We start from the raw sequence: 19,132 nt of genomic DNA on the forward strand, positions 1-19,132 counted from the left end.
CCTCACCGGCAGCCGCAGGCGGCCAGGGCGGTGGTGACCTCGTCCAGGGCCGCCTCGGCGGCGACCAGGCCACCCGTCGCCCCGTCGGCGAGCACGGCGAAGGCCAGCAGCCGGCCGTCGTCGGTGAGGACCGTCCCGGCCAGGTCGTGCACGCCGTTGAGGGTGCCGGTCTTGGCCCGGACGGCCCCGGCCTGACCGGCGCCGGGGCGTTCGGCCAGGGTGCCGTCGTACCCGGCCACCGGGAGGCCGCTGAGCAGGCCGCCGCTGCCGGGGATGTTGCCGTCGGCCACCCCGCGCAGCAGCCGGGTCAGCAGCTGCGCGGGCACCCGGTCGAGGGAGGAGAGCCCGCTGCCGTCGCTGAGCGCGACACCCGTGGTGTCCAGGCCGGCGTCGGCGACCGCGTCCGTGACCGCCTGGGCGGCGCCGGCGAAGTCGGCCGGGAGGCCCCGGCCGATCGCCACGTGCCGGGCCAGGGACTCGGCCAGCAGGTTGTCCGACTCGGTGAGCGCCTGCTCCACCAGCCGCACCACCGGCGCGGACTCGACGCTGCCGAGGGTGCGGGCGCCGGCCGGCGCCTCCCCCAGCGCGACCGGTGCCTCCGGAACGCCCAGCGCGGCGGCGAGCGCCCGGCCGGCGTCGGTGCCGGGGGCGCCGCTGCGCATCGGCCCGCCGGGGGCGACCCGGGCGCCGTCGACGGCGGTCGCGGTGACCGGCGCCGCGTACGTGGAGGGCGCGTCACCGGCCCCCCAGCCGGGGGCGGTGAGCGGGCCGGTGAACAGCGAGTTGTCGACGACCACCCGGGTGACCGCGGTGCCGCCCAGCGCCTGCCGGACCTCGGCGGCCAGCTCGGCGACGGTGGCCGCGCCCGGGTAGTTCTGCGACGGCTCGGTGGTCGACAGGGTGGGGTCGCCACCGCCCACCAGCACGACCTCCCCGGGGGTGGCGCCGGCGACGACGGTCGTGGTCAGGGTGTCGACCGGGTCGAGGGTGGTGAGTGCGGCCAGCGCGGTGAGCAGCTTCGCGGTGGAGGCGGGGGTTCCCGGGTCGGCGCCGTCCAGGTCGAACAGGACGCCGCCGGTCGCGACGTCGACCACCTGCGCGGAGAGGCCGCTGCCCAGCGCCGGGTCGGCCAGCAGCGGCGTGAGCACGCCGCTGAGCACGGCGGGGTCGGGCAGCGGGGCGCTGCCGGACAGCTCGGTCAGCACCGGCGAGGGGTCGGTGAGCACCGGGAGCACGGCGTCGGGCACCTGCTCGGCGAGCTCGCTGCCGCGGTTCCCGGTGAACCGGAGGACGAGCACGACGGCCACCGCGGCGACGACCAGGACCAGCAGCGCGGCCAGCAACGCCCTGCCCCGGCGGCGAGCACCGGCCCGGCGGTCGCGACGGGTGGGCGGTGCGGCAGCCGTTGCGCCGGCGGGGGCGGCCTCCGGGGCGGCCCTCGGCGCGGGAGCGGGGCGCGGGGCGGGTGTCGGTCGGGGTCCGGGAGTGGGTCGGGCGCCGGTGGCCGGCTGCCCGGGCAGGGCCGCCAGCGGGGTGGCGCCCGGCGCGGCGGGACCGGGGTCCGGCCGCGGGCCGGCTGCTGGTCGCTCGGCCTCGGCCCGCGCCGCCTCGGCCCGTGCCGCCTCGGCCCGTGCGTCCTCGGCCCGTGCGTCCTCGGCCCGTTGCTCGTCGGCGCGTGCGGCCGCCGCCTGCTCGGCAGCCCGGCGGTCGGCTTCACGCTCCGCCGTCCGGCGGGCCTCCGCCTCGTCGGCGGCGCGGGCAGCCGCCTCCTGCTCCGCGGCGCGTCGGGCGGCCGCCTCGGCGAGCACCGCCTGCTCCACCTCGGCCCGCTCGGCGGCCATCCGGTCGGCCTCCGCCTGGAGCGCGGCCGCGCGCTCGGCCTCGGCCTGCTCGAACGCCGCCTGCTCGGCGGCGGCCTGCTCCTCGGCGGCCTGCTCGGCGGCCGCCTTCTCCGCGGCCCAGCGGCGCACCTCGGCGAGGTCCGCGGCGGCCTTGGCGGCGGCAGCGGCCTCCTCGTCCTCCGCGGTGAGCTGCGCGGCCTCCTCGGCGGCGGCCTGCTCCGCGGCGGCGCGCTCGGCGATCCAGCGCTTGACCTCGGCGAGATCGGCCGCGGCCTGCGCGGCTGCCGCCCGTCGCGCCTCCGCCTCCTCGGCGGCCTCGGCGGCCAGCTGGTCGGCGGCGACGCGTTCCGCGGCGGCGTCCTCGACCGCCCGCTCGGCGGCGGCCGCCTGCTCGGCGATGGTGGGCTCGGGTGCGACGTCCGCCGGCGGCTCGTCGGTGCCCGGCTCGTCGGTGCCCGAGGGGGGCGTGTCCGGGACGGCCGCGGTGGCCTCGGCGTCCGCACGGGGCCCGTCGGCCTCCGCCGGCGGTGCCCCCGCGGTGTCGTCCGGCACCGTCGCGGAGGCCGTCCCGCCCGAGGGCTGCGCCCCCTCCGGGGCCGCTCCGTCACCCGCCTCCGACGGCTGGTCCGACGGCTCGTCCTGCGGACTCGACGAGATCTCCCCCACCCCCCGGAGTGACCTCCGCCCACACGGCGGACGCTCGTGCGCCACACTATCGGCGTGCAGTTCGACGTGACGGTAGAAATCCCCAAGGGCCAGCGGAACAAGTACGAGCTGGACCACGCCACCGGACGCATCCGCCTGGACCGGATGCTGTTCACCTCGACGCGGTACCCGGCGGACTACGGGTACATCGAGGAGACCCTCGGATTGGACGGTGACCCGCTCGACGCGCTCGTCCTGCTGGAGGAGCCGACCTTCCCCGGGTGCCTCATCACCTGCCGGGCGATCGGCATGTTCCGGATGACCGACGAGGCGGGTGGCGACGACAAGGTCCTCACCGTGCCCGCGACCGACCCGCGGGTGGCCCACCTGCAGGACATCGGCGACGTCTCGGAGTTCGACCGGCTGGAGATCCAGCACTTCTTCGAGACCTACAAGGACCTCGAGCCGGGCAAGTCGGTCGAAGGCGCCGAGTGGGTCGGGCGCGCCGAGGCCGAGGCCGAGATCGAGGCCTCGCGGAAGCGGGCCCTCGAGGCCGGCGGCCACTGACCCCCTGTCCACCCCTGACGCCGGCTCCGGCCGGATCGCCGAGCACGCACGCCGACGGCGGCGCACCCACCCGGGTGCGCCGCCGTCGGCGTCTGGTCGTGAGTTCCGCGTGACCGCGTCACAGCGCGGCAGCGGCGTCGGCCGGAACCGGGCCCGACCGAGGGGAACAGAGAGCCGCCTGTCGGAATCGAACCGACGACCTTCTCATTACGAGTGAGATGCTCTACCGACTGAGCTAAGGCGGCGGGCGTGCGTCGCAGAGCTTACGGCACCGGCGAGCCGGTGCTGCGCAGCCCCCGGCGGTTCAGGCCGGCAGCCGCAGCGCCACGGTCAGCGCCTCCACCGCGATCTGCGGCTTGACGTTCTGCTCCAGCGCCGTGCGGGCGGCCAGCACCGCGTCGATGCGCCGCAGCGCACCGTCGGCGCCGATCCGCCGGGCGAGCTCCACCGCGTCCGCGCGCCGGTCCGGGTGCGCCAGGGGCACACCCGGGTCGGCCGCTCCCCCGGCCGAGCTGATCACCAACGCGTCCCGGTAGAGGGCGGCGAGGTCGACCAGTGCGCGGTCCAGCGAGTCACGGCCGAGCCGGGTGGCGCGGGACTTCTGCCGCTTCTCCAGCTCCTTGAGCTGACCCGCGCCCCGGCTGGCCGCGGCCACCCCCGGCCCACGGGCGCCCACGCCGAGGCTCGCCTTGACCGCGTCGGTCTCCACGGCGTCGACCTCGGCGGTGGTCCGGTCGGACTCGTCCTTGGCCGCGGCCACCAGGTCGTCGGCGGCGTTGAGGCAGGCGGCCAGCGAGACCAGCGACAGCGGGATGTCCAGGACCGACTTGCGCGCCAGCCGGGCCGACTCGTCCTGGGCCAGGTGCCGGGCCCGGCCGACGTGCCCGCCGGCAGCCGCCGCCGCCCAGGCGGCCAGCGCCGGGTCGATGCCGTCGCGCCGGGTGAGCACCTCGGCGACCGCGTCGATCCTCGGGGTGCGCAGCGCGACCACCCGGCAGCGCGATCGGATGGTCACCGGCACGTCGTCGGGGTGCAGCGAGGGCGCGCACAGCAGGAAGACCGTGCGCGGCGGCGGCTCCTCGAGCATCTTCAGCACCGTGTTGGACGCCTGCTCGGTCATCCGGTCGGCGTCCTCGACGACGACCACCTGCCACCGGCCCCCGGACGGAGCGCGCCCGGCGGTGCGGACGATCTGCCGCACCTCGGCGACCCCGATGGACAGGCCCTCGGGCACGACCCGGTGGACGTCGGCGTGACTGCCGGCCAGCACCGTGCGGCACTCGTGGCACGTTCCGTCACCGCCGGCGGGGCACTGGAGGGCGGCGGCGAACGCGCGGGCGGCCACCGAGCGCCCCGAGCCGGGCGGGCCGGTGAACAGCCAGGCGTGCGTCATCGCCGTCGGCGTGGCGACGGCGGCCTGCAGCTCGGCGACGACCGCGGGCTGACCGACGACGTCGGCCCACACCCCGGTAGCGCTCACGTACCCATCCTCCCGCACTCGGCTTTCGGCCCCCTCCGCAGGCTCGCCGCGAGCTCGTGAGTGGTGAGGGCGGCGGGCTCGGTCAGGGGTGCAACTGGGGGGTGGCGCCGGTCTGCACGCCGTGCTCGCTCCCCCGGCGACCCCGCGGCGTCGGCAGCTTGACCGGCTGCTGGAGGGGCAGCCCTTCCAGGAGCACGCTGATCCGCCGGCGGATCGCGGCGGCCAGCTCGTCGGGCGACTGCCGGGCGTCGAGCACCAGATAGCGGTCCGGCTCGGCCTCGGCCAGGGCGAGGAAGGTCTGGCGGACCCGCTGGTGGAAGTCCAGCGACTCCGACTCCATCCGGTCGGCGGCGGCCCGCCCACGGGCACGGGCGAGGCCGATCTCCGGGGGGAGGTCCAGCAGCACCGTGAGGTCCGGCTGCAGGCCCTGGGTGGCCCAGCGGGAGATCGAGCGGACGTCGTCCATCGGGATCGTGCGGCCCGCGCCCTGGTAGGCCAGCGAGCTGTCGACGAACCGGTCGGTGATGACGACCTCGCCGGCGTCGAGCGCGGGCCGGAGGACGTCGTTGACGTGCTGCGCCCGGTCGGCGGCGTAGAGCAGCGCCTCCGCGCGCGGGGAGAGCCCGGAGCTGGCCGGGTCGAGCAGGATCGACCGGATCCGCCCGCCGGACGGCGTGCCCCCCGGCTCGATCGTCGTCCGGGCGCCCAGCCCCTCCTCGGTCAGCCACTCGTGGAGCCGGCGCACCTGGGTCGACTTGCCGGCGCCCTCCCCGCCCTCGAAGGCGATGAGCACCCCGCCCCCGGCCAGCCGGCGGCGGGCCGTGGTGTCCCGGCGCAGCGCGGTGACCACGTCGGCGATCAGCGGCATCGGGCGGCCGTCGTCCATCTGCCGGTAGGCCACCAGGCCGACGCCGACGGCGAGCAGGCCGGCGACGAGGAGCATCAGCCGCTCGCCGGTGACCGTCAGCGCCACCGGACCCAGGTCGACGGTCTGGCGGGCGATCAGCCCGACACCGAACGGTGCGACGGCCAGGGACAGGATGAGCGCGGCACGGACCAGGGACTGCACCAGCGCGAAGGTGCGCCCGCGGATCTCGTCCTCGACCTCGGTGCCCAGCAGGGTGAAGCCGGCCAGGTAGGCGATGCCGGCGAAGAAGCCCATCAGCACGACCAGGATCAGCGCGAGCCACAGCGTGAAGGTCCAGGCCAGCAGCGCGACCGCGACGCCGGCGCCGACGATCGTGATCCCGAACAGCCGTTCCCGGGGCAGGTCGCGGGCCACCCTGGGACCAACGGCGATGCCCAGCCCCAGCCCGACGAAGACGGCACCGAACAGCAGCCCGTAGGCGGCGGTCCCGCCGCCCATCGACATGACGAACGCCTGTGCGGTGGCGATGACCACACCGGCGGCGACGAAGGCCCCGGTGATGCCGACGACCAGCCCCCGGACCAGCGGGGTGTGCCCGGCGAAGGAGAAGCCCTCCTTCAGCGACCTGAGGAAGCTGTCGCCGGTGACCTTGGTGCCCTCGGCCCGGCGGCCGCTGATCGAGGGGAGGTTCCAGATGACGATCGCGGCGACCAGGAAGGTCAGCGCGTTGAGGTAGAGGGCCAGGTCGGCTTCGTCCACCCCGGGGATGAGCTCGCTCAGTCCACCCGCGGCGGTCAACACCGCCATCACCACGCCGGCCAGCACCGGGGTGAGGCCGTAGGTGGTGACCAGCGACAGCTGGTTGGCCGCCTCCAGCTGGTCCTTCCGGACCATGTTCGGGACCGCGGCGTCCTTCGCCGGGATCCAGAACAGGCTGATCGCCTCGATCAGGAACTGGGCGATGAACAGCCACAGCAGGTCTCCGACCAGCGGGATCGAGGCGAAGAGCCCGAAGCGCAGGATGTCGGAGACGACCATCGTCTTGCGCCGGTCGAACCGGTCGGCGAAGGCCCCGGCCAGCGGGCCGAGCACGATGGCGGGCAGCAGGCGGAAGGCGAGGACGCCACCGACCGCGAAGTTGGCCGCGTACCCGTCGAGGAGCGAGTAGGCGGTCGAGGAGATCGCGAGCAGGCCCAGCCAGTCGCCGAAGCTGGACAGCGCGGTGGACAGCCACAGCTTGCGGAAGTCCCGCACCCGCAGGACGGCGCGGATCCGGGCCCCGATGCCGACGCCGCCCGGTTCGTCGCCCCCGGCCACGTCCTGAGCGGTGCCCTCGGTGTCCGCACCGGGCTCCGCGCCGGACCGTTCGTGCTCGGCCCGCCAGGGACGCTCGGGCAGCCCGGCCAGCGGGACCCCGGCGCCGTCGGGCGTCGGCGTGCCGGCCGCGGCGAGACCGTCGGCGGGCACCGCGCCCGGCTCGTCGGCGTCCCGGGCGTTGTCGACCACCCCACCGGACCCGGCCCCGGGTACGGCTGCGGGACCGGCACCCGGCCGGTTGTCTGCTGACGGCCCGTGCGAGGACGGCCCGTCCGGGTCGGAGCTGATCGGGACCCCCGGGGGTGAGAGGAACGGGTGGCGGTCGCGCCACGGGCGGCGGGGTCACCGTACCGGTCGACGACGACGGCACGGCCCGGTTCCGGACCCGGACGGTGGGTTCCGCCCCCTCAGCGCAGGGTCAGCCGGTGCGCCCGGGTGGTGTACGGGAGCTGGAGGACGGCACGGCCGCGCGTGTCGGGGTGCTCGGCGAGCAGCTCCCGCACCCGGCCGAGGAACGCCGCCCGGCGCGGTGCCTCCATGGTGGCCACGTAGCTGCGGGTGCCGATCCCGGCCACCACCTGCTCGGCGGTGACCTCCTGGACGATCCCGGAGTCGGCGGTCGCGACCTCGGCGGGGAGCTCGGCGGCGAACCGGGCCACGACCGTCTGGTCGGCCTCGTGGTCGCGAGCCTCGGCGGCCAGCAGCTCGCCGAGGGCGCGCACCCAGGGCACCCGCGCGTCCCGGGTGTTCCAGACCAGCCCGACGACGCCGCCCGGACGCAGCACCCGGCGGAGTTCGGCGGCCGCAGGAGCGACGTCGAACCAGTGCGCGGCCTGCCCGGCCACGACCGCGTCGACACCACCGTCGGGCAGCGGGATCGCCTCCGCCCCGCCGACGGCGGCCTCGACCTGCGGCAACCGGGCGCGCAGCTGGTCGAGCATGCCCGGCGTCGGGTCGACGGCGACGACCTCGTGCCCGGCCGCGAGCAGCACGTCGGTGAGCAGCCCGGTGCCGGCGCCCAGGTCGAGCACCCGCAGCGGCCGGGGCCCGAGCAGGAAGGCGACCGCGTCGGCCGGGTAGGACGGGCGCAGCGCGGCGTACGCGGCGGCGACCGCGCCGAACGACGTCCGGCGCTGGTCCCACCCCTCCACCGCGCTGCCCTGCCTCAGCTGTTCGCGGGAACCGGCTCGGCGACGTCGGCGGCTGCCGGAGCGGCCTTCTTCGTCGTCGTCTTCTTCGCGGCGGCCTTCTTCGCGGTGGCCTTCTTCGCCGGCGCCTTCTTGGCCGCCGTCTTCTTCGCCGCCTTCTTCTTCACCGGCGCCCGCTCGCGGCGGTCGGCGAGCAGCTCGGCGGCCCGCTCCAGCGTGATCGTCTCGACGTCGTCGCCCTTGCGCAGACTGGCGTTGACCTCGCCGTCGGTGACGTAGGGCCCGAAGCGGCCTTCCCGCACGGTGACCTGCCCCTGGCTGACCGGGTCCGGGCCCAGCTCCTTCAGCGGGGCCTTCGCCGCCGCCCGGCCGCGCTGCTTGGGCTGGGCGAAGATCGCCAGCGCCTCGTCGAGGGTGATGGTGAAGAGCGCGTCCTCGCTCTCCAGCGAGCGGGAGTCGGTGCCCTTCTTGAGGTAGGGCCCGTAGCGGCCGTTGAGCGCCTGGATCTCCTGGCCGTCGGCGTCCGTGCCGACCGTCCGCGGGAGGGTCAGCAGCTGCAGCGCCTGCTCCAGGGTCACCGTCTCCGGGGACATCGACTTGAACAGGCTCGCGGTGCGCGGCTGCTCCTTGCTGCCCTCGGGCACCAGGGTGGTGACGTAGGGCCCGTAGCGGCCGGCCTTCACCGCCACCGGGAAGCCGGACTCCGGGTCGGTGCCCAGCTCGCGGTCGGAGCTGGGGGCGTCGAGCAGCTCGGCGACCTTCTCGCTGGTCAGCTCGTCGGGGGCGATGTCCTCCGGGATGCTCACCCGGGCGCCGTCCTCGCCACCGGCCTGCAGGTACGGCCCGTACCGACCGACCCGCACGACCACCGGGTCGCCGTTGGGCGCCACCGCGCGCAGCGGGATGGAGTTGACGCCGCGGGCGTCGATCTCCTCCAGCCGCTGCCCGATGACCTGCTTGAGGCCACCGGACCGGGCGATCGCCCCCGCGTGCCGGCCCTCTCCGCCGAAGTAGAACTCGGTGAGCCAGTCGACCCGGCCCAGGTCGCCCTGGGCGATCTCGTCCAACTCGTTCTCCAGCGAGGCGGTGAAGTCGTAGTCGACCAGCTGGGAGAAGTGCTGCTCGAGCAGGTTGACCACCGCGAAGGCGATGAAGGAGGGCACCAGCGCAGAGCCCTTCTTCCACACGTACCCGCGGTCCTGGATCGTCTGCATGATCGAGGCGTAGGTCGAGGGCCGGCCGATGCCCAGCTCCTCCAGCCGGGCCACCAGGCTCGGCTCGGTGTACCGGGCCGGCGGCGAGGTGGTGTGGCCCTTCGGGTCCAGCGCCGTGGTGTCCAGCTGCTGCCCGCGCTCCACGCGGGGCAGCCGGCGCTCGGCGTCGTCGCTGCCGTGGTCGTCGTCGCCCCCGGCCGCCGCCCCCTCGTCACGGGACTCGACGTAGGCGCGCATGAAGCCCGGGAACGTGATCGTGCGTCCGGACGCAGTGAACTCGACGGCCTCGTCGGTGGTGGAGCGGCCGGCCAGCCGGATGCTCACCGTCTGCCCGACGGCGTCGGCCATCTGCGAGGCGACGGTGCGCTGCCAGATCAGCTCGTAGAGCCGGAACTCGTCCCGGCCCAGCTGCCCGGCGAGCTGGCCCGGGGTGCGGAAGGAGTCACCGGCGGGGCGGATCGCCTCGTGCGCCTCCTGGGCACCCTTGGCCTTGCCCTTGTAGCGGCGGGCCTCGGCGGGGACGAACGCGTCGCCGTACAGCTCCCGCGCCTGCCGGCGGGCGGCGTTGATCGCCTCGTCGGACAGGTTGGTCGAGTCGGTCCGCATGTAGGTGATGTGGCCGTTCTCGTAGAGCCGCTGGGCGACCCGCATGACCTGCGCGGACGACCAGCCCAGCTTCCGGCCGGCCTCCATCTGCAGCGTCGAGGTGGTGAACGGCGCGTAGGGGCGACGGCGGTAGGGCTTCTCGTCGACCCGGCTGACGGCGACCTGGCGGCCCTCGAGCCGCGCGGCCAGGCCACGCGCACCGGCCTCGTCCAGGTGCACCACGTCGCCGGTGACCCGGCCGGTGGCGGCGTCGAAGTCGCGCCCGGTGGCGACCCGGCTGTCGTCGACGCTGACCAGCCGCGCCCGCAGGGTGGTCGGCTCCCCCTCGTCCGCGCCGGCGGCGCGGGGCACCGCGAAGGTGCCTTCCAGCGACCAGTAGTCGGCGGAGGTGAAGGCCATCCGCTCCCGCTCGCGCTCGACCACGATGCGGGTGGCGACCGACTGCACGCGGCCGGCCGAGAGCTTGGGCAGCACCTTCTTCCACAGCACCGGGGAGACCTCGTAGCCGTAGAGCCGGTCGAGGATCCGGCGGGTCTCCTGCGCGTCGACCAGCGCGGTGTCCAGCTCGCGGGGGTTGGCCACCGCCCGGGCGATCGCCTCCGGGGTGATCTCGTGGAAGACCATCCGACGCACCGGGACCGACGGCTTGAGGGTGTCGATCAGGTGCCAGGCGATCGCCTCGCCCTCGCGGTCCTCATCGGTGGCGAGGTAGATCTCGCTGGCTTCCTTGACCAGCTGCTTCAGGCGGGTGACCTGCTGCTTGCGGTCGGGGCTGACCACGTACAGCGGCTCGAAGCCGTGGTCGACGTCGACGCCGAGGCGCGCCCAGGACTCACCCTTGTGCGCCGCCGGCACGTCGGCGGCGTTGCGGGGCAGGTCACGGATGTGCCCGACGCTGGCCTCCACGACGTAGTCGCTGCCCAGGTACCCGGCGATCTTGTTCGCCTTGGTGGGCGACTCCACGATGACCAGCGGCCGGGACCCGGCGGCGGCGGCGCGCTTGCGCGGCGCACGGGCACCGGTGCTGGTGGCGGACTTCGTGGTCTTGGAGGGCGGCACGGGACTCCTGTCAGGGTGCTGGTGCAGGCGCCGGGCTCGGCCCGGCGCACACGGGGCAGGCGGAGCTGCACCCGTTCGGCAGGCGCCACGGTAGGCCACCGCCCGGACACCAGGCCGGGCGGCGAGCCGATCCGGGCGCGCCGTCGCCCGGTCAACGGTCGGCGCGCGCTGCGGTTCCCGGGCTCCCGACCCCCTTCCGCCGGGCGGCAGGACGGTCACCTGACCGGGCCGGCGCCGGCCACGACCGCGCCGACGGCGGCCAGCGTCGGCCGGTCGCGGTCGTAGTACTCGGTGTGGCCCTGGCCGGGGTCGGTGGGCAGCGGGACGTCGCCGTAGCCCAGGTCGGCCGGGCTCGGGCCGTAGTACCCGCTGATGCTGACCGGGTCGACCGGCGTCCACGCGCCGTAGACCTCCTCGGCCTCCAGCCGGGACGCCCGGCCGCCGGTGCCGGGGCTGCCGAGCAGGACGACGGCGTCGGCAGCGAGCCGGCCGGGCGCCCGCGCGGCCTGCCCGGTGACCAGCGTGCCGTAACTGTGGGCCACGACCGTGGTGCGGGCCGCCGGTGATGCCCCCGGGCCGCCCCGGGCCGCGGCGAGCCCGTCCAGCGTCCGGTCCAGCACCCGCCCGGCCCGCGCGGCGGTGACCGGCTGCAGGGCGCCGAGCAGCCCGGGGGTGCGGTACCCCAGCCAGGCCACCGCCGCGACGGTCAGCCCGGGCGCGGCCGCGGTCGCGGCGGACACCACGTCCGCGGCGGCGCCGGCCAGTCCAGGGAGGTCGTCGGCGACCGTGGTGAGGATGCCGGGCACGAGGACGGCGACCGCCTGTGCGGTGTCGAGGTCACCGACCGACAGCGCCGCCAGCCCCTGCCCGGGGTCGAAGACCAGCAGCTGCAGCGACAGGGGGCCGCCGTCCCCGGCAGCCAGCTGGGCGGCGACCGCGGTGGCGGCCTCCCGGGCCGCACCGGGCGGCAGGTCGGCCAGCGCCGCCTGCAGCCGGAGCCGGTTCGCCCGGTCGCGGGCCCACCCCGGCAGCCCGTCGAGCGCGCCGACGGCGTCGGGACGGGTCGCGATGGCGGCCAGCTGCTGGGGCGCGCTCAACCCGGTCCACCACGCGGCGGCGGCCACCGGGTCGGCCCCGGGCGGCGCCGGGGCGACGACCGGGCCCTGCGGAGCCAGCCGCGGCAGGAGGTCGGCGAAGGTGACCACCGCCGGGCCGGGCGCCAGGTCGGTCAGCGCCTCGCCGGCGTCGACGGCGGCGGCCAGCGCCCGGTCGCCCGCTGCCCGCGCCTCTCCGGCCAGGCCGGCGGCGAGCGCGGCGGCGTGCTCTGCGGTGGACCGGCGGGCGGCGACCTCCGCCGCCTGGTCCGGGGCCATCAACGGGTGCGGCTGCGGAGGCAGCCCGGTGACCCGGCCGTCGTCGTCGAGCAGCAGCCCGGCCCAGCCGGCGACGGCCAGCGCGCGGGCGGCGTGCTCGGCGGCCTCCGTGGCGGCGCCGACCAGCCGGTGCAGCGCGGCGAGGGCGTCGTCGACGCGGCGGCCCACGCCGGTGGCCACGCCGGACAGCTCGAGCAGCGCACCCGCGGCCGCCGTCCCGGCATCGCCCGGCCAGCACTCGGCCGCGGCCAGCTGCCGGCCGAGGGCGTCCAGCCGCACCCGCCAGGGCGTCAGCCGGTCGGCGACCAGCGCCAGGGTGCCGACGCAGCCGCGCAGCTGGGGCAGGTCCCAGCCGGCCATCTGCTCCAGCACGGGGGCGCTCACCGGGGCACCAGCGGCCCGCCGGGCGGGTCGAGCGGGGTGGAGAGCGCCGCCAGCTGGGCGGCCAGCCCGGCGTCGGCGGCCCGGTAGGCGGTCAGCGCGGCGTCGAGCACCGCGGCGACCACCGCCGTCCGGTCGGCGAGGGCACCGGCCAGCTCCGCGCACCGGACGCCGGCGTCGGCCGCCGTCTCCCCGACCGGCCCGGGCAGCGCGGTGGCCAGCGAGCGTCCGGTGGCGCCGGTCAGCCCGGCGTCGTCCGTGAGCTCCACCCCCAGCCCGGCCAGCTCGACCTGCAGCTGCCCGAGCGCCTCCAGCTGGACGGAGACGAGTCCGGACACCGCACCCTCCCCCGCTCTCGCGCGGCCCCCGGGTGGGACCGGCGAGACGATGCTGGGCGGCGGTCCGGGTGCCGTGTGCGCCGTCGTCCACAGCCGCGGGCGTCGTCCACACCGGCGGGCGGATCAGGGAGCGCTGGCGCTCAGCGTGGCAGCCGCGGTGTCGGTGTCCCCACCGACGACGACGGAGCGGCGCTTGCTGACCACCACCGCCGCGACGATGACCAGCGTGGCGCCGAGCGCGATCAGCACCCGCACCGTGTCGTTCTGGTCGTCGCCCACCGAGAGCCCGACGACCGCCGGGGCGATGAGCAGGGCCACCAGGTTCATCACCTTGATCAGCGGGTTGATCGCCGGCCCGGCGGTGTCCTTGAACGGGTCACCCACGGTGTCGCCGATGACGGTGGCGGCGTGCGCCTCGCTGCCCTTCCCGCCGTGCGCGCCGTCCTCGACCATCTTCTTGGCGTTGTCCCACGCGCCGCCGGAGTTGGCGAGGAAGACCGCCATCAGCGTGCCGGTGGCGATCGCCCCGACCAGGTAGGCGGCCAGTGGGCCGAACCCGAGCCCGAAGCCGACGGCGACCGGCGCGAGCACCGCGAGGAGCCCCGGGGTGGTCAGCTCGCGCAGCGAGTCGCGGGTGCAGATGTCGACCACGCGGCCGTAGTCGGGGCGCTCGGTGCCGGCCATGATCCCCGGGTGGGTGCGGAACTGCTCGCGCACCTCGAACACCACCCGCCCGGCCGCCCGGGAGACGGCGCTGATCGCCAGCCCGGAGAAGAGGAAGACGACGGCGGCGCCGATGACCGCGCCGACGACGTTGTTCGGGGAGACCAGGGTGAAGGCGTCCCCCAGGGCCTCCCCGGCGTCGTCCAGCGCGTCGCCGATGCTCGCGTTGTACGAGCCGAACAGCGCCGTGGCGGCCAGCACCGCGGTGGCGATCGCGATGCCCTTGGTGATCGCCTTGGTGGTGTTGCCGACCGCGTCGAGGTCGGTGAGCACCTGGGCGCCGGCCTCGTCGACGTCCCCGGACATCTCCGCGATGCCCTGCGCGTTGTCGCTGACCGGCCCGAAGGTGTCCATCGAGACGATGACGCCGGCGGTGGTGAGCAGGCCGCAGCCGGCCAGCGCGACGGCGTAGAGGGCAGCCGCCCCGCCGATGAGGAACGCCCCGTAGACCGCCCCGCCGATCAGCAGCGCCGCGTAGACCGCCGACTCCAGGCCGAGCGAGATGCCGGAGAGGACCACGGTGGCCGGGCCGGTCAGCGAGCTGCGGCCCACGTCGCGCACCGGGCGTCGGGAGGTCTCGGTGAAGTACCCGGTGAGCTGCTGGATCGCCGCGGCCAGCACGATCCCGATCAGCACCGACAGGAACCCGAGCACCTGCGGGCTGACCGGCACGTCCAGCCCGCCCGACAGCGTCGGCAGCACGGTGAACGAGGCGACCGCGACCAGCGCCAGCGAGACGGCCGCGGAGACGAAGAAGCCCCGGTTGACCGGCGTCATCCAGGACCGGTCGCCGCCGCGGGGGTTGCTGGCCAGGATGCCCACCATCGAGGCGATCACCCCGACGGCCGCGACCACCAGGGGGAAGACCATGCCGACCGGGCCGAGGAAGACCTGGCCGAGGATGAGCGCCGCGACCAGGGTGACCGCGTAGGACTCGAAGAGGTCGGCGGCCATCCCCGCGCAGTCGCCCACGTTGTCGCCCACGTTGTCGGCGATGGTGGCGGCGTTGCGCGGGTCGTCCTCGGGGATGCCGGCCTCCACCTTGCCGACCAGGTCCGCCCCGACGTCGGCGGCCTTGGTGAAGATGCCGCCGCCGACCCGCATGAACATGGCCAGCAGCGCCCCGCCGAAGCCGAAGCCCTCGAGCACCACGGGGGCGGTCTCCTGGAACAGCAGCAGCGCCAGCGCGGCGCCGAAGAGGCCGAGACCGACGGTGATCATCCCGCAGACGCCACCGGTGCGGTACGCGATCCGGAAGGCGGGGCGGTGCCCGCCGGCGGCCGCGGCCGCCGCCACCCGGACGTTGCCGCGGGTGGCCAGGGTCATGCCAATGAAGCCGACGCTGGCGGAGAAGGCGGCCCCGACGAGGAAGAACACCGCCCGGCCCACCCGGGTGCCCAGCCCGCCGTCGGTGACCGGCAGCAGGAGCAGCAGCAGGAAGACGATGACGGCGAAGACCGCCAGAGTGCGGAACTGGCGGCGCAGGAACGCCCCGGCGCCCTCCTGGATCGCCGCCGCGATCTCCTGCATCGACGCCGTGCCCTGGTCGGCGGCGAGCACCGCGCGGACCAGCCAGGCGGCGAAGCCGAGCGCGGCGAGGGAGACGAGGAGCACGACCGCCACCAGGGCGAGGTCTCCTCCGGACAGGTCGGCGTCGGGCATCGGGGCCTCCGCGGCGAGGTGGGCGCGCACCGGCCGGCCACCCCCGGGCTCGCGCTCGGGGAGGGTCCCGGCGTGGCACGCACTGTGCCGCAGCCCGGGCGGTTCCACCAGAGCTTCTGTGATCTGGGGCACAACTCCCTGCTGTTCGTCCTGGTCGCGGCCGGATGGGTTGCACTCCGGTGTGACAGTGGGAGGCGTGACGTCGCTCCGCCCCGCCCCGCCCCGCGCGGACGCCGGCGCCGAGCCAGCGGCGCTGCCCGGTGACGAGCTGCTGGAGTCGCTGCTGGCCGGCACCGCGGACGACGAGGACCCGGTCACCCACGTGCACCGGCTGCCCGCCCGCCCCAGCCGGGTGTCGGCGTGGCCGGACTGGGTGGACGCGGAGCTGCGCGACCGGCTGGCCGCCCGCGGGGTGGTCGCCCCCTTCAGCCACCAGGTGGCCGCCGCGGAGCTGGCCCGGAGCGGTGCGCACGTCGTCGTCGCGACCGGGACCGCCTCGGGCAAGTCGCTGGCATACCAGCTCCCGGCGCTGACCGCGCTCGCCGAGGACGACCGGGCCTGCGTGCTCTACCTGGCCCCGACCAAGGCGCTGGCCCGTGACCAGCTGGCCTCGGTCGCGGCGCTGGCCGGCCCGTCGGTGCGGCCGGCCGCCTACGACGGCGACACCCCCGGCGAGGAGCGGGAGTGGGTGCGACGCCACTCGCGGTGGATCGTCACCAACCCCGACATGCTGCACCGCGGGATCCTGCCCGCGCACCAGAAGTGGTCCAGCACGCTGCGCCGGGTCGCCTACGTCGTCATCGACGAGTGCCACGCCTACCGCGGCGTCTTCGGGTCGCACGTCGGGCACGTGCTGCGCCGCCTGCGCCGGGTCTGCCGCCGCTACGGCGCCGAGCCGGTGTTCGTGCTGGCCTCGGCCACCGTCGCCGACCCCGCCGCGGCCGCCACCCGGCTGGTCGGCGCCGAGGTGACCGCGGTGACCGAGGACGGCTCCCCGCGGCCGGGCGCCACCTTCGCCCTGTGGGAGCCGCCGCTGACCGAGCGGACCGGCGAGCACGGCGCCCCGCTGCGCCGGTCGGCCGCCGCGGACGCCGCGGGCCTGCTCGCCGACCTGGTGCAGCGGGACGCCCGGACGCTGGCGTTCGTCCGCTCCCGGCGCGGCGCGGAGACGGTGGCCGAGCAGGCCCGGGCGATCCTGCGCTCGCGGGGCCGGTCGGACCTGGCCGCGAAGGTGGACTCCTACCGCGGCGGCTACCTGCCCGAGGAGCGACGGGAGCTGGAGCGCGCGCTCTCCACCGGCGAGCTGCTGGGGGTGGCGACCACCAACGCGCTGGAGCTGGGCATCGACATCGCCGGCCTGGACGCCGTCGTGCTGGCCGGCTACCCCGGGACGCTGGCGTCGATGTGGCAGCAGGCCGGCCGGGCCGGGCGGGCGCAGCGCGAGTCGCTGGTCGTCTTCATCGCCCGCGACGACCCGCTGGACCACTACCTCGCCCACCACCCGCGCGCGGTGTTCGGGCGGCCGGTCGAGGCGACCGTCACCGACCCCGCCAACCCGTACGTGCTCGGCCCGCAGCTGTGCTGCGCGGCCGCCGAGCTGCCGCTGCGCCCCGAGGAGCTCGCCGACTTCGGTGGGCCGGTGGCCGAGGCGCAGATCGCCGAGCTCGTGGCCGCCGGGCAGCTGCGGGCCCGCCCCACCGGCTGGTACTGGGCCGGGCGGGGGCGGCCCGACGTCGACATCCGGGGCAGCGGCGCGGCCCCGGTGTCGATCATCGAGCGGGACACCGGGCGGCTGCTGGGCACCGTCGACGGGGATGCCTCGCACGCCACGGTGCACACCGGCGCGCTGTACGTGCACCGCGGGGAGACCTTCGTGGTCGACGAGCTCGACGACGAGGACGCCTGCGCGGTGGTGCACGCCGAGAGCCCGGAGTGGACGACGGTCGCCCGGGACACCGTGGACCTGTCGATCGTCTCGATCGAGCGCACCCGCCGGCTGGGCGCGGTGACCGCGCACACCGGCGTGGTCGACGTGACCAACCAGGTGGTGGCCTACCAGCGCCGGCGGCTGGGCACCGGGGAGGTGCTGGCGGAGTTCCCGCTGGACCTGCCGCCCCGGCAGCTGCGCACCCGCGCGGTCTGGCTGACCCTCGACCACCGGGCGATCGGCCGCGCCGACGTCGACGACGCCGCGCTGCCCGGCTCGCTGCACGCCGCCGAGCACGCCTCGATCGGCATCCTGCCCCTGCTGGCCACCTGCGACCGCTGGGACCTCGGCGGCATCTCCACCGCCCTGCACCCGGACACCGGCGCCGCCACGATCGTCGTCTACGACGGCCACCCCGGCGGCGCCGGCTTCGCCGAGCGGGGCTACGCGGTGCTGCGGGAGTGGCTGCAGGCCACCCGGGCCACCGTGGCCAGCTGCGAGTGCGAGTCCGGCTGCCCCTCCTGCGTGCAGTCGCCCAAGTGCGGCAACGGCAACGACCCGCTGGACAAGCGCGGCGCCGTCCGGGTGCTCGACGTGGTGCTCGACGAACTGGCCGCCGCGCCCGAACTGCCCACCGAGGACACCCGGCCCGCCGGGGAGGCCCGGCCCGCCGAGGAGGCCCGGCCCGCCGAGGAGGCCCGGTCCGCCGAGACGGTCGAACCCATGGGGCTGCCACCGCAGCAGGCCGGGCGCGGCGTCCCCGGCGCCGGCGCCGGCGAGGTCACCGACGACCTCGTCTTCTGATCCCGCGTCTCCTGATCCCGCGTCTCCTGATCCCGCGTCTCCGGGTCCCGCGTCTCCTGATCCCGTGTCTCCGGGTCCCGGGCCCTCGGCCGGCACCGGGCCGGCGCGGGCCCGGCCCCGGGCATCGACCACACCCAGCGGGCCGAGCCGCACCGGCACCCGGACGTGCACCTCCACCACCGCCCCGGCACCGACCGCGCACGAGGTCACCGCGGCACCGTTCGCGGCCGCCACCCCGCCGGCCACGGTGCACGCCGCCGGGTCGCCCTGCACCGCGGCGCCGGCGGCGGCCAGCGCCGCGAGGCCCGCCGCCCCCGTGGCCCGGTGGCGGGCGACGACCGCTGCGCCGACGAGCACGGCGGCCACGCCCAGCGCGGCCAGCAGCCCGGCGAGCGCCACCACCCACACCGTGGCCGAGCCCCGCTCCCCCTCGCCGCCCGGCCGCCGGCTCACGGCCCGCCTCCGCCGGCAGCGGGTTCGAGCACGGCGGTGGCCGTCGCGGTCACGGTGACCCGCCAGGGCACCGGGCCCAGCGGGGCGACCACCGCGGCGACCGTGACCGTCACCGTGTCACCGCTGCCGCCCTGGCCGACCGCGGCGCCGTCGGGCGCGGCGGCACCCGCGACCCGCTGCACCACGGCTGCCGGCTCCCCGCGCGCCGCCGCCCGGGCCCCCTCCCGGGCGGCGTCCACGCACCGCAGCTGACCGGCGACCACGACCACCGCGGCGACCGCACCGGCCAGCACGAACAGCAGCACGGGGAGCACCACCGCGGTCTCGGCGGTGACCATCCCGTCCTCCCGCCCCGGGCGGGAACTGCGGCGCACGGCGACTCCTCAGGACAGCGTGCTCAGGGCGGACTCGACCAGGCGACCGAGCGCGGCGAGCACCGACCCACCGGTGACCACCTGGTAGAGCACCGCGGCGAACGCGCAGGCCGCCACGGTGCCGACCGCGTACTCGGCGGTGCTCATCCCCTCCTCCCCCGACTGCCGCACCGCCGCCCAGCGCCGGCTCAGCGCCGCCGCCACCCGCCCGCCCCGTCGTCCCCCGTCGTCCCGCGCGGTCATCTCGCTCCCTCCCGCGGGCCGGCTCTCGGCCCGACGACCCGACCCTCCCCATCCGCCGGGCCCCCGCCCAGACGCTCGCCGGGACTGTGGAGATCGGGTCCCGCTGTGG

The 19,132-nt window shown here is 76.5% G+C and carries 12 protein-coding genes, 1 tRNA gene and 1 pseudogene; 2 read left to right on the forward strand and 12 right to left on the reverse strand.

Going from position 1 to position 19,132, the window contains the following annotated elements:
* Window positions 1–2 precede the first annotated feature (2 nt).
* A complete protein-coding gene (gene dacB / locus ACI783_RS03330) occupies window positions 3–2,393 on the reverse strand; it encodes a D-alanyl-D-alanine carboxypeptidase/D-alanyl-D-alanine endopeptidase (RefSeq protein WP_457139109.1) in 2,391 nt (796 codons plus the stop codon).
* Between the two features lie 168 nt (window positions 2,394–2,561).
* Between dacB and ACI783_RS03335 the strand changes: the two genes are divergently transcribed.
* Entirely contained in the window at window positions 2,562–3,053 is a 492-nt protein-coding gene (locus ACI783_RS03335) for an inorganic diphosphatase (RefSeq protein ID WP_457080366.1), read from the forward strand.
* A 172-nt stretch (window positions 3,054–3,225) separates the two neighbouring features.
* Here ACI783_RS03335 and ACI783_RS03340 read toward each other — a convergent pair.
* The 8 genes from ACI783_RS03340 to ACI783_RS03375 all read right to left on the reverse strand — a co-directional run bounded on the left by ACI783_RS03340 (window position 3,226) and on the right by ACI783_RS03375 (window position 15,252).
* A tRNA-Thr gene (locus tag ACI783_RS03340) sits at window positions 3,226–3,298 on the reverse strand.
* Between the two features lie 59 nt (window positions 3,299–3,357).
* Window positions 3,358–4,533 (reverse strand): DNA polymerase III subunit delta', encoded by a 1,176-nt coding sequence (locus ACI783_RS03345; RefSeq protein ID WP_457139110.1) that lies wholly within the window; start codon window positions 4,531–4,533, stop codon window positions 3,358–3,360.
* 82 nt (window positions 4,534–4,615) lie between these two features.
* Window positions 4,616–6,907 (reverse strand): dTMP kinase, encoded by a 2,292-nt coding sequence (gene tmk / locus ACI783_RS03350; protein ID WP_457139111.1) that lies wholly within the window; start codon window positions 6,905–6,907, stop codon window positions 4,616–4,618.
* A 218-nt stretch (window positions 6,908–7,125) separates the two neighbouring features.
* Window positions 7,126–7,869: a methyltransferase domain-containing protein gene (locus tag ACI783_RS03355; RefSeq protein ID WP_457139112.1), complete on the reverse strand. Its 744-nt coding sequence runs from the start codon at window positions 7,867–7,869 to the stop codon at window positions 7,126–7,128.
* A gap of 14 nt (window positions 7,870–7,883) precedes the next feature.
* A complete protein-coding gene (gene topA / locus ACI783_RS03360; RefSeq protein ID WP_457139113.1) occupies window positions 7,884–10,745 on the reverse strand; it encodes a type I DNA topoisomerase in 2,862 nt (953 codons plus the stop codon).
* 215 nt (window positions 10,746–10,960) lie between these two features.
* A complete protein-coding gene (locus ACI783_RS03365) occupies window positions 10,961–12,502 on the reverse strand; it encodes an alpha/beta hydrolase (protein WP_457139114.1) in 1,542 nt (513 codons plus the stop codon).
* On the reverse strand, window positions 12,499–12,837 hold the full coding sequence (locus ACI783_RS03370; protein ID WP_457139115.1) for a hypothetical protein: 339 nt from the start codon (window positions 12,835–12,837) through the stop codon (window positions 12,499–12,501). The genes ACI783_RS03365 and ACI783_RS03370 overlap by 4 nt, the downstream gene beginning before the upstream one ends.
* 123 nt (window positions 12,838–12,960) lie before the next feature.
* Window positions 12,961–15,252 carry a sodium-translocating pyrophosphatase gene (locus ACI783_RS03375; protein ID WP_457139116.1) on the reverse strand — a complete coding sequence of 764 codons (2,292 nt, stop codon included), beginning with the start codon at window positions 15,250–15,252 and terminating at the stop codon, window positions 12,961–12,963.
* Window positions 15,253–15,418: 166 nt separating this feature from the next.
* Here ACI783_RS03375 and ACI783_RS03380 point away from each other — a divergent pair, with 166 nt between their 5' ends.
* Window positions 15,419–17,953: a DEAD/DEAH box helicase gene (locus ACI783_RS03380; protein ID WP_457139117.1), complete on the forward strand. Its 2,535-nt coding sequence runs from the start codon at window positions 15,419–15,421 to the stop codon at window positions 17,951–17,953.
* A gap of 108 nt (window positions 17,954–18,061) precedes the next feature.
* Here the strand turns inward: ACI783_RS03380 and ACI783_RS03385 are convergent.
* The 3 genes and pseudogenes from ACI783_RS03385 to ACI783_RS03395 all read right to left on the reverse strand — a co-directional run.
* Window positions 18,062–18,406, reverse strand: a pseudogene (locus tag ACI783_RS03385) (Rv3654c family TadE-like protein); the annotation flags it as partial.
* Window positions 18,403–18,780 carry a TadE family type IV pilus minor pilin gene (locus ACI783_RS03390; RefSeq protein ID WP_457139118.1) on the reverse strand — a complete coding sequence of 126 codons (378 nt, stop codon included), beginning with the start codon at window positions 18,778–18,780 and terminating at the stop codon, window positions 18,403–18,405. The pseudogene ACI783_RS03385 and the gene ACI783_RS03390, both read right to left, overlap by 4 nt.
* A gap of 9 nt (window positions 18,781–18,789) precedes the next feature.
* On the reverse strand, window positions 18,790–19,023 hold the full coding sequence (locus tag ACI783_RS03395; RefSeq protein ID WP_457139119.1) for a DUF4244 domain-containing protein: 234 nt from the start codon (window positions 19,021–19,023) through the stop codon (window positions 18,790–18,792).
* Window positions 19,024–19,132 lie beyond the last annotated feature (109 nt).

This window comes from Modestobacter sp. SYSU DS0511, from assembly GCF_054050755.1.

Coding starts and splice junctions, on each gene's coding strand:
- ACI783_RS03395 (WP_457139119.1), bottom strand. CDS start 19,023: ATGACCGCGCGGGACGACGGGGGACGACGGGGCGGGCGGGTGGCGGCG.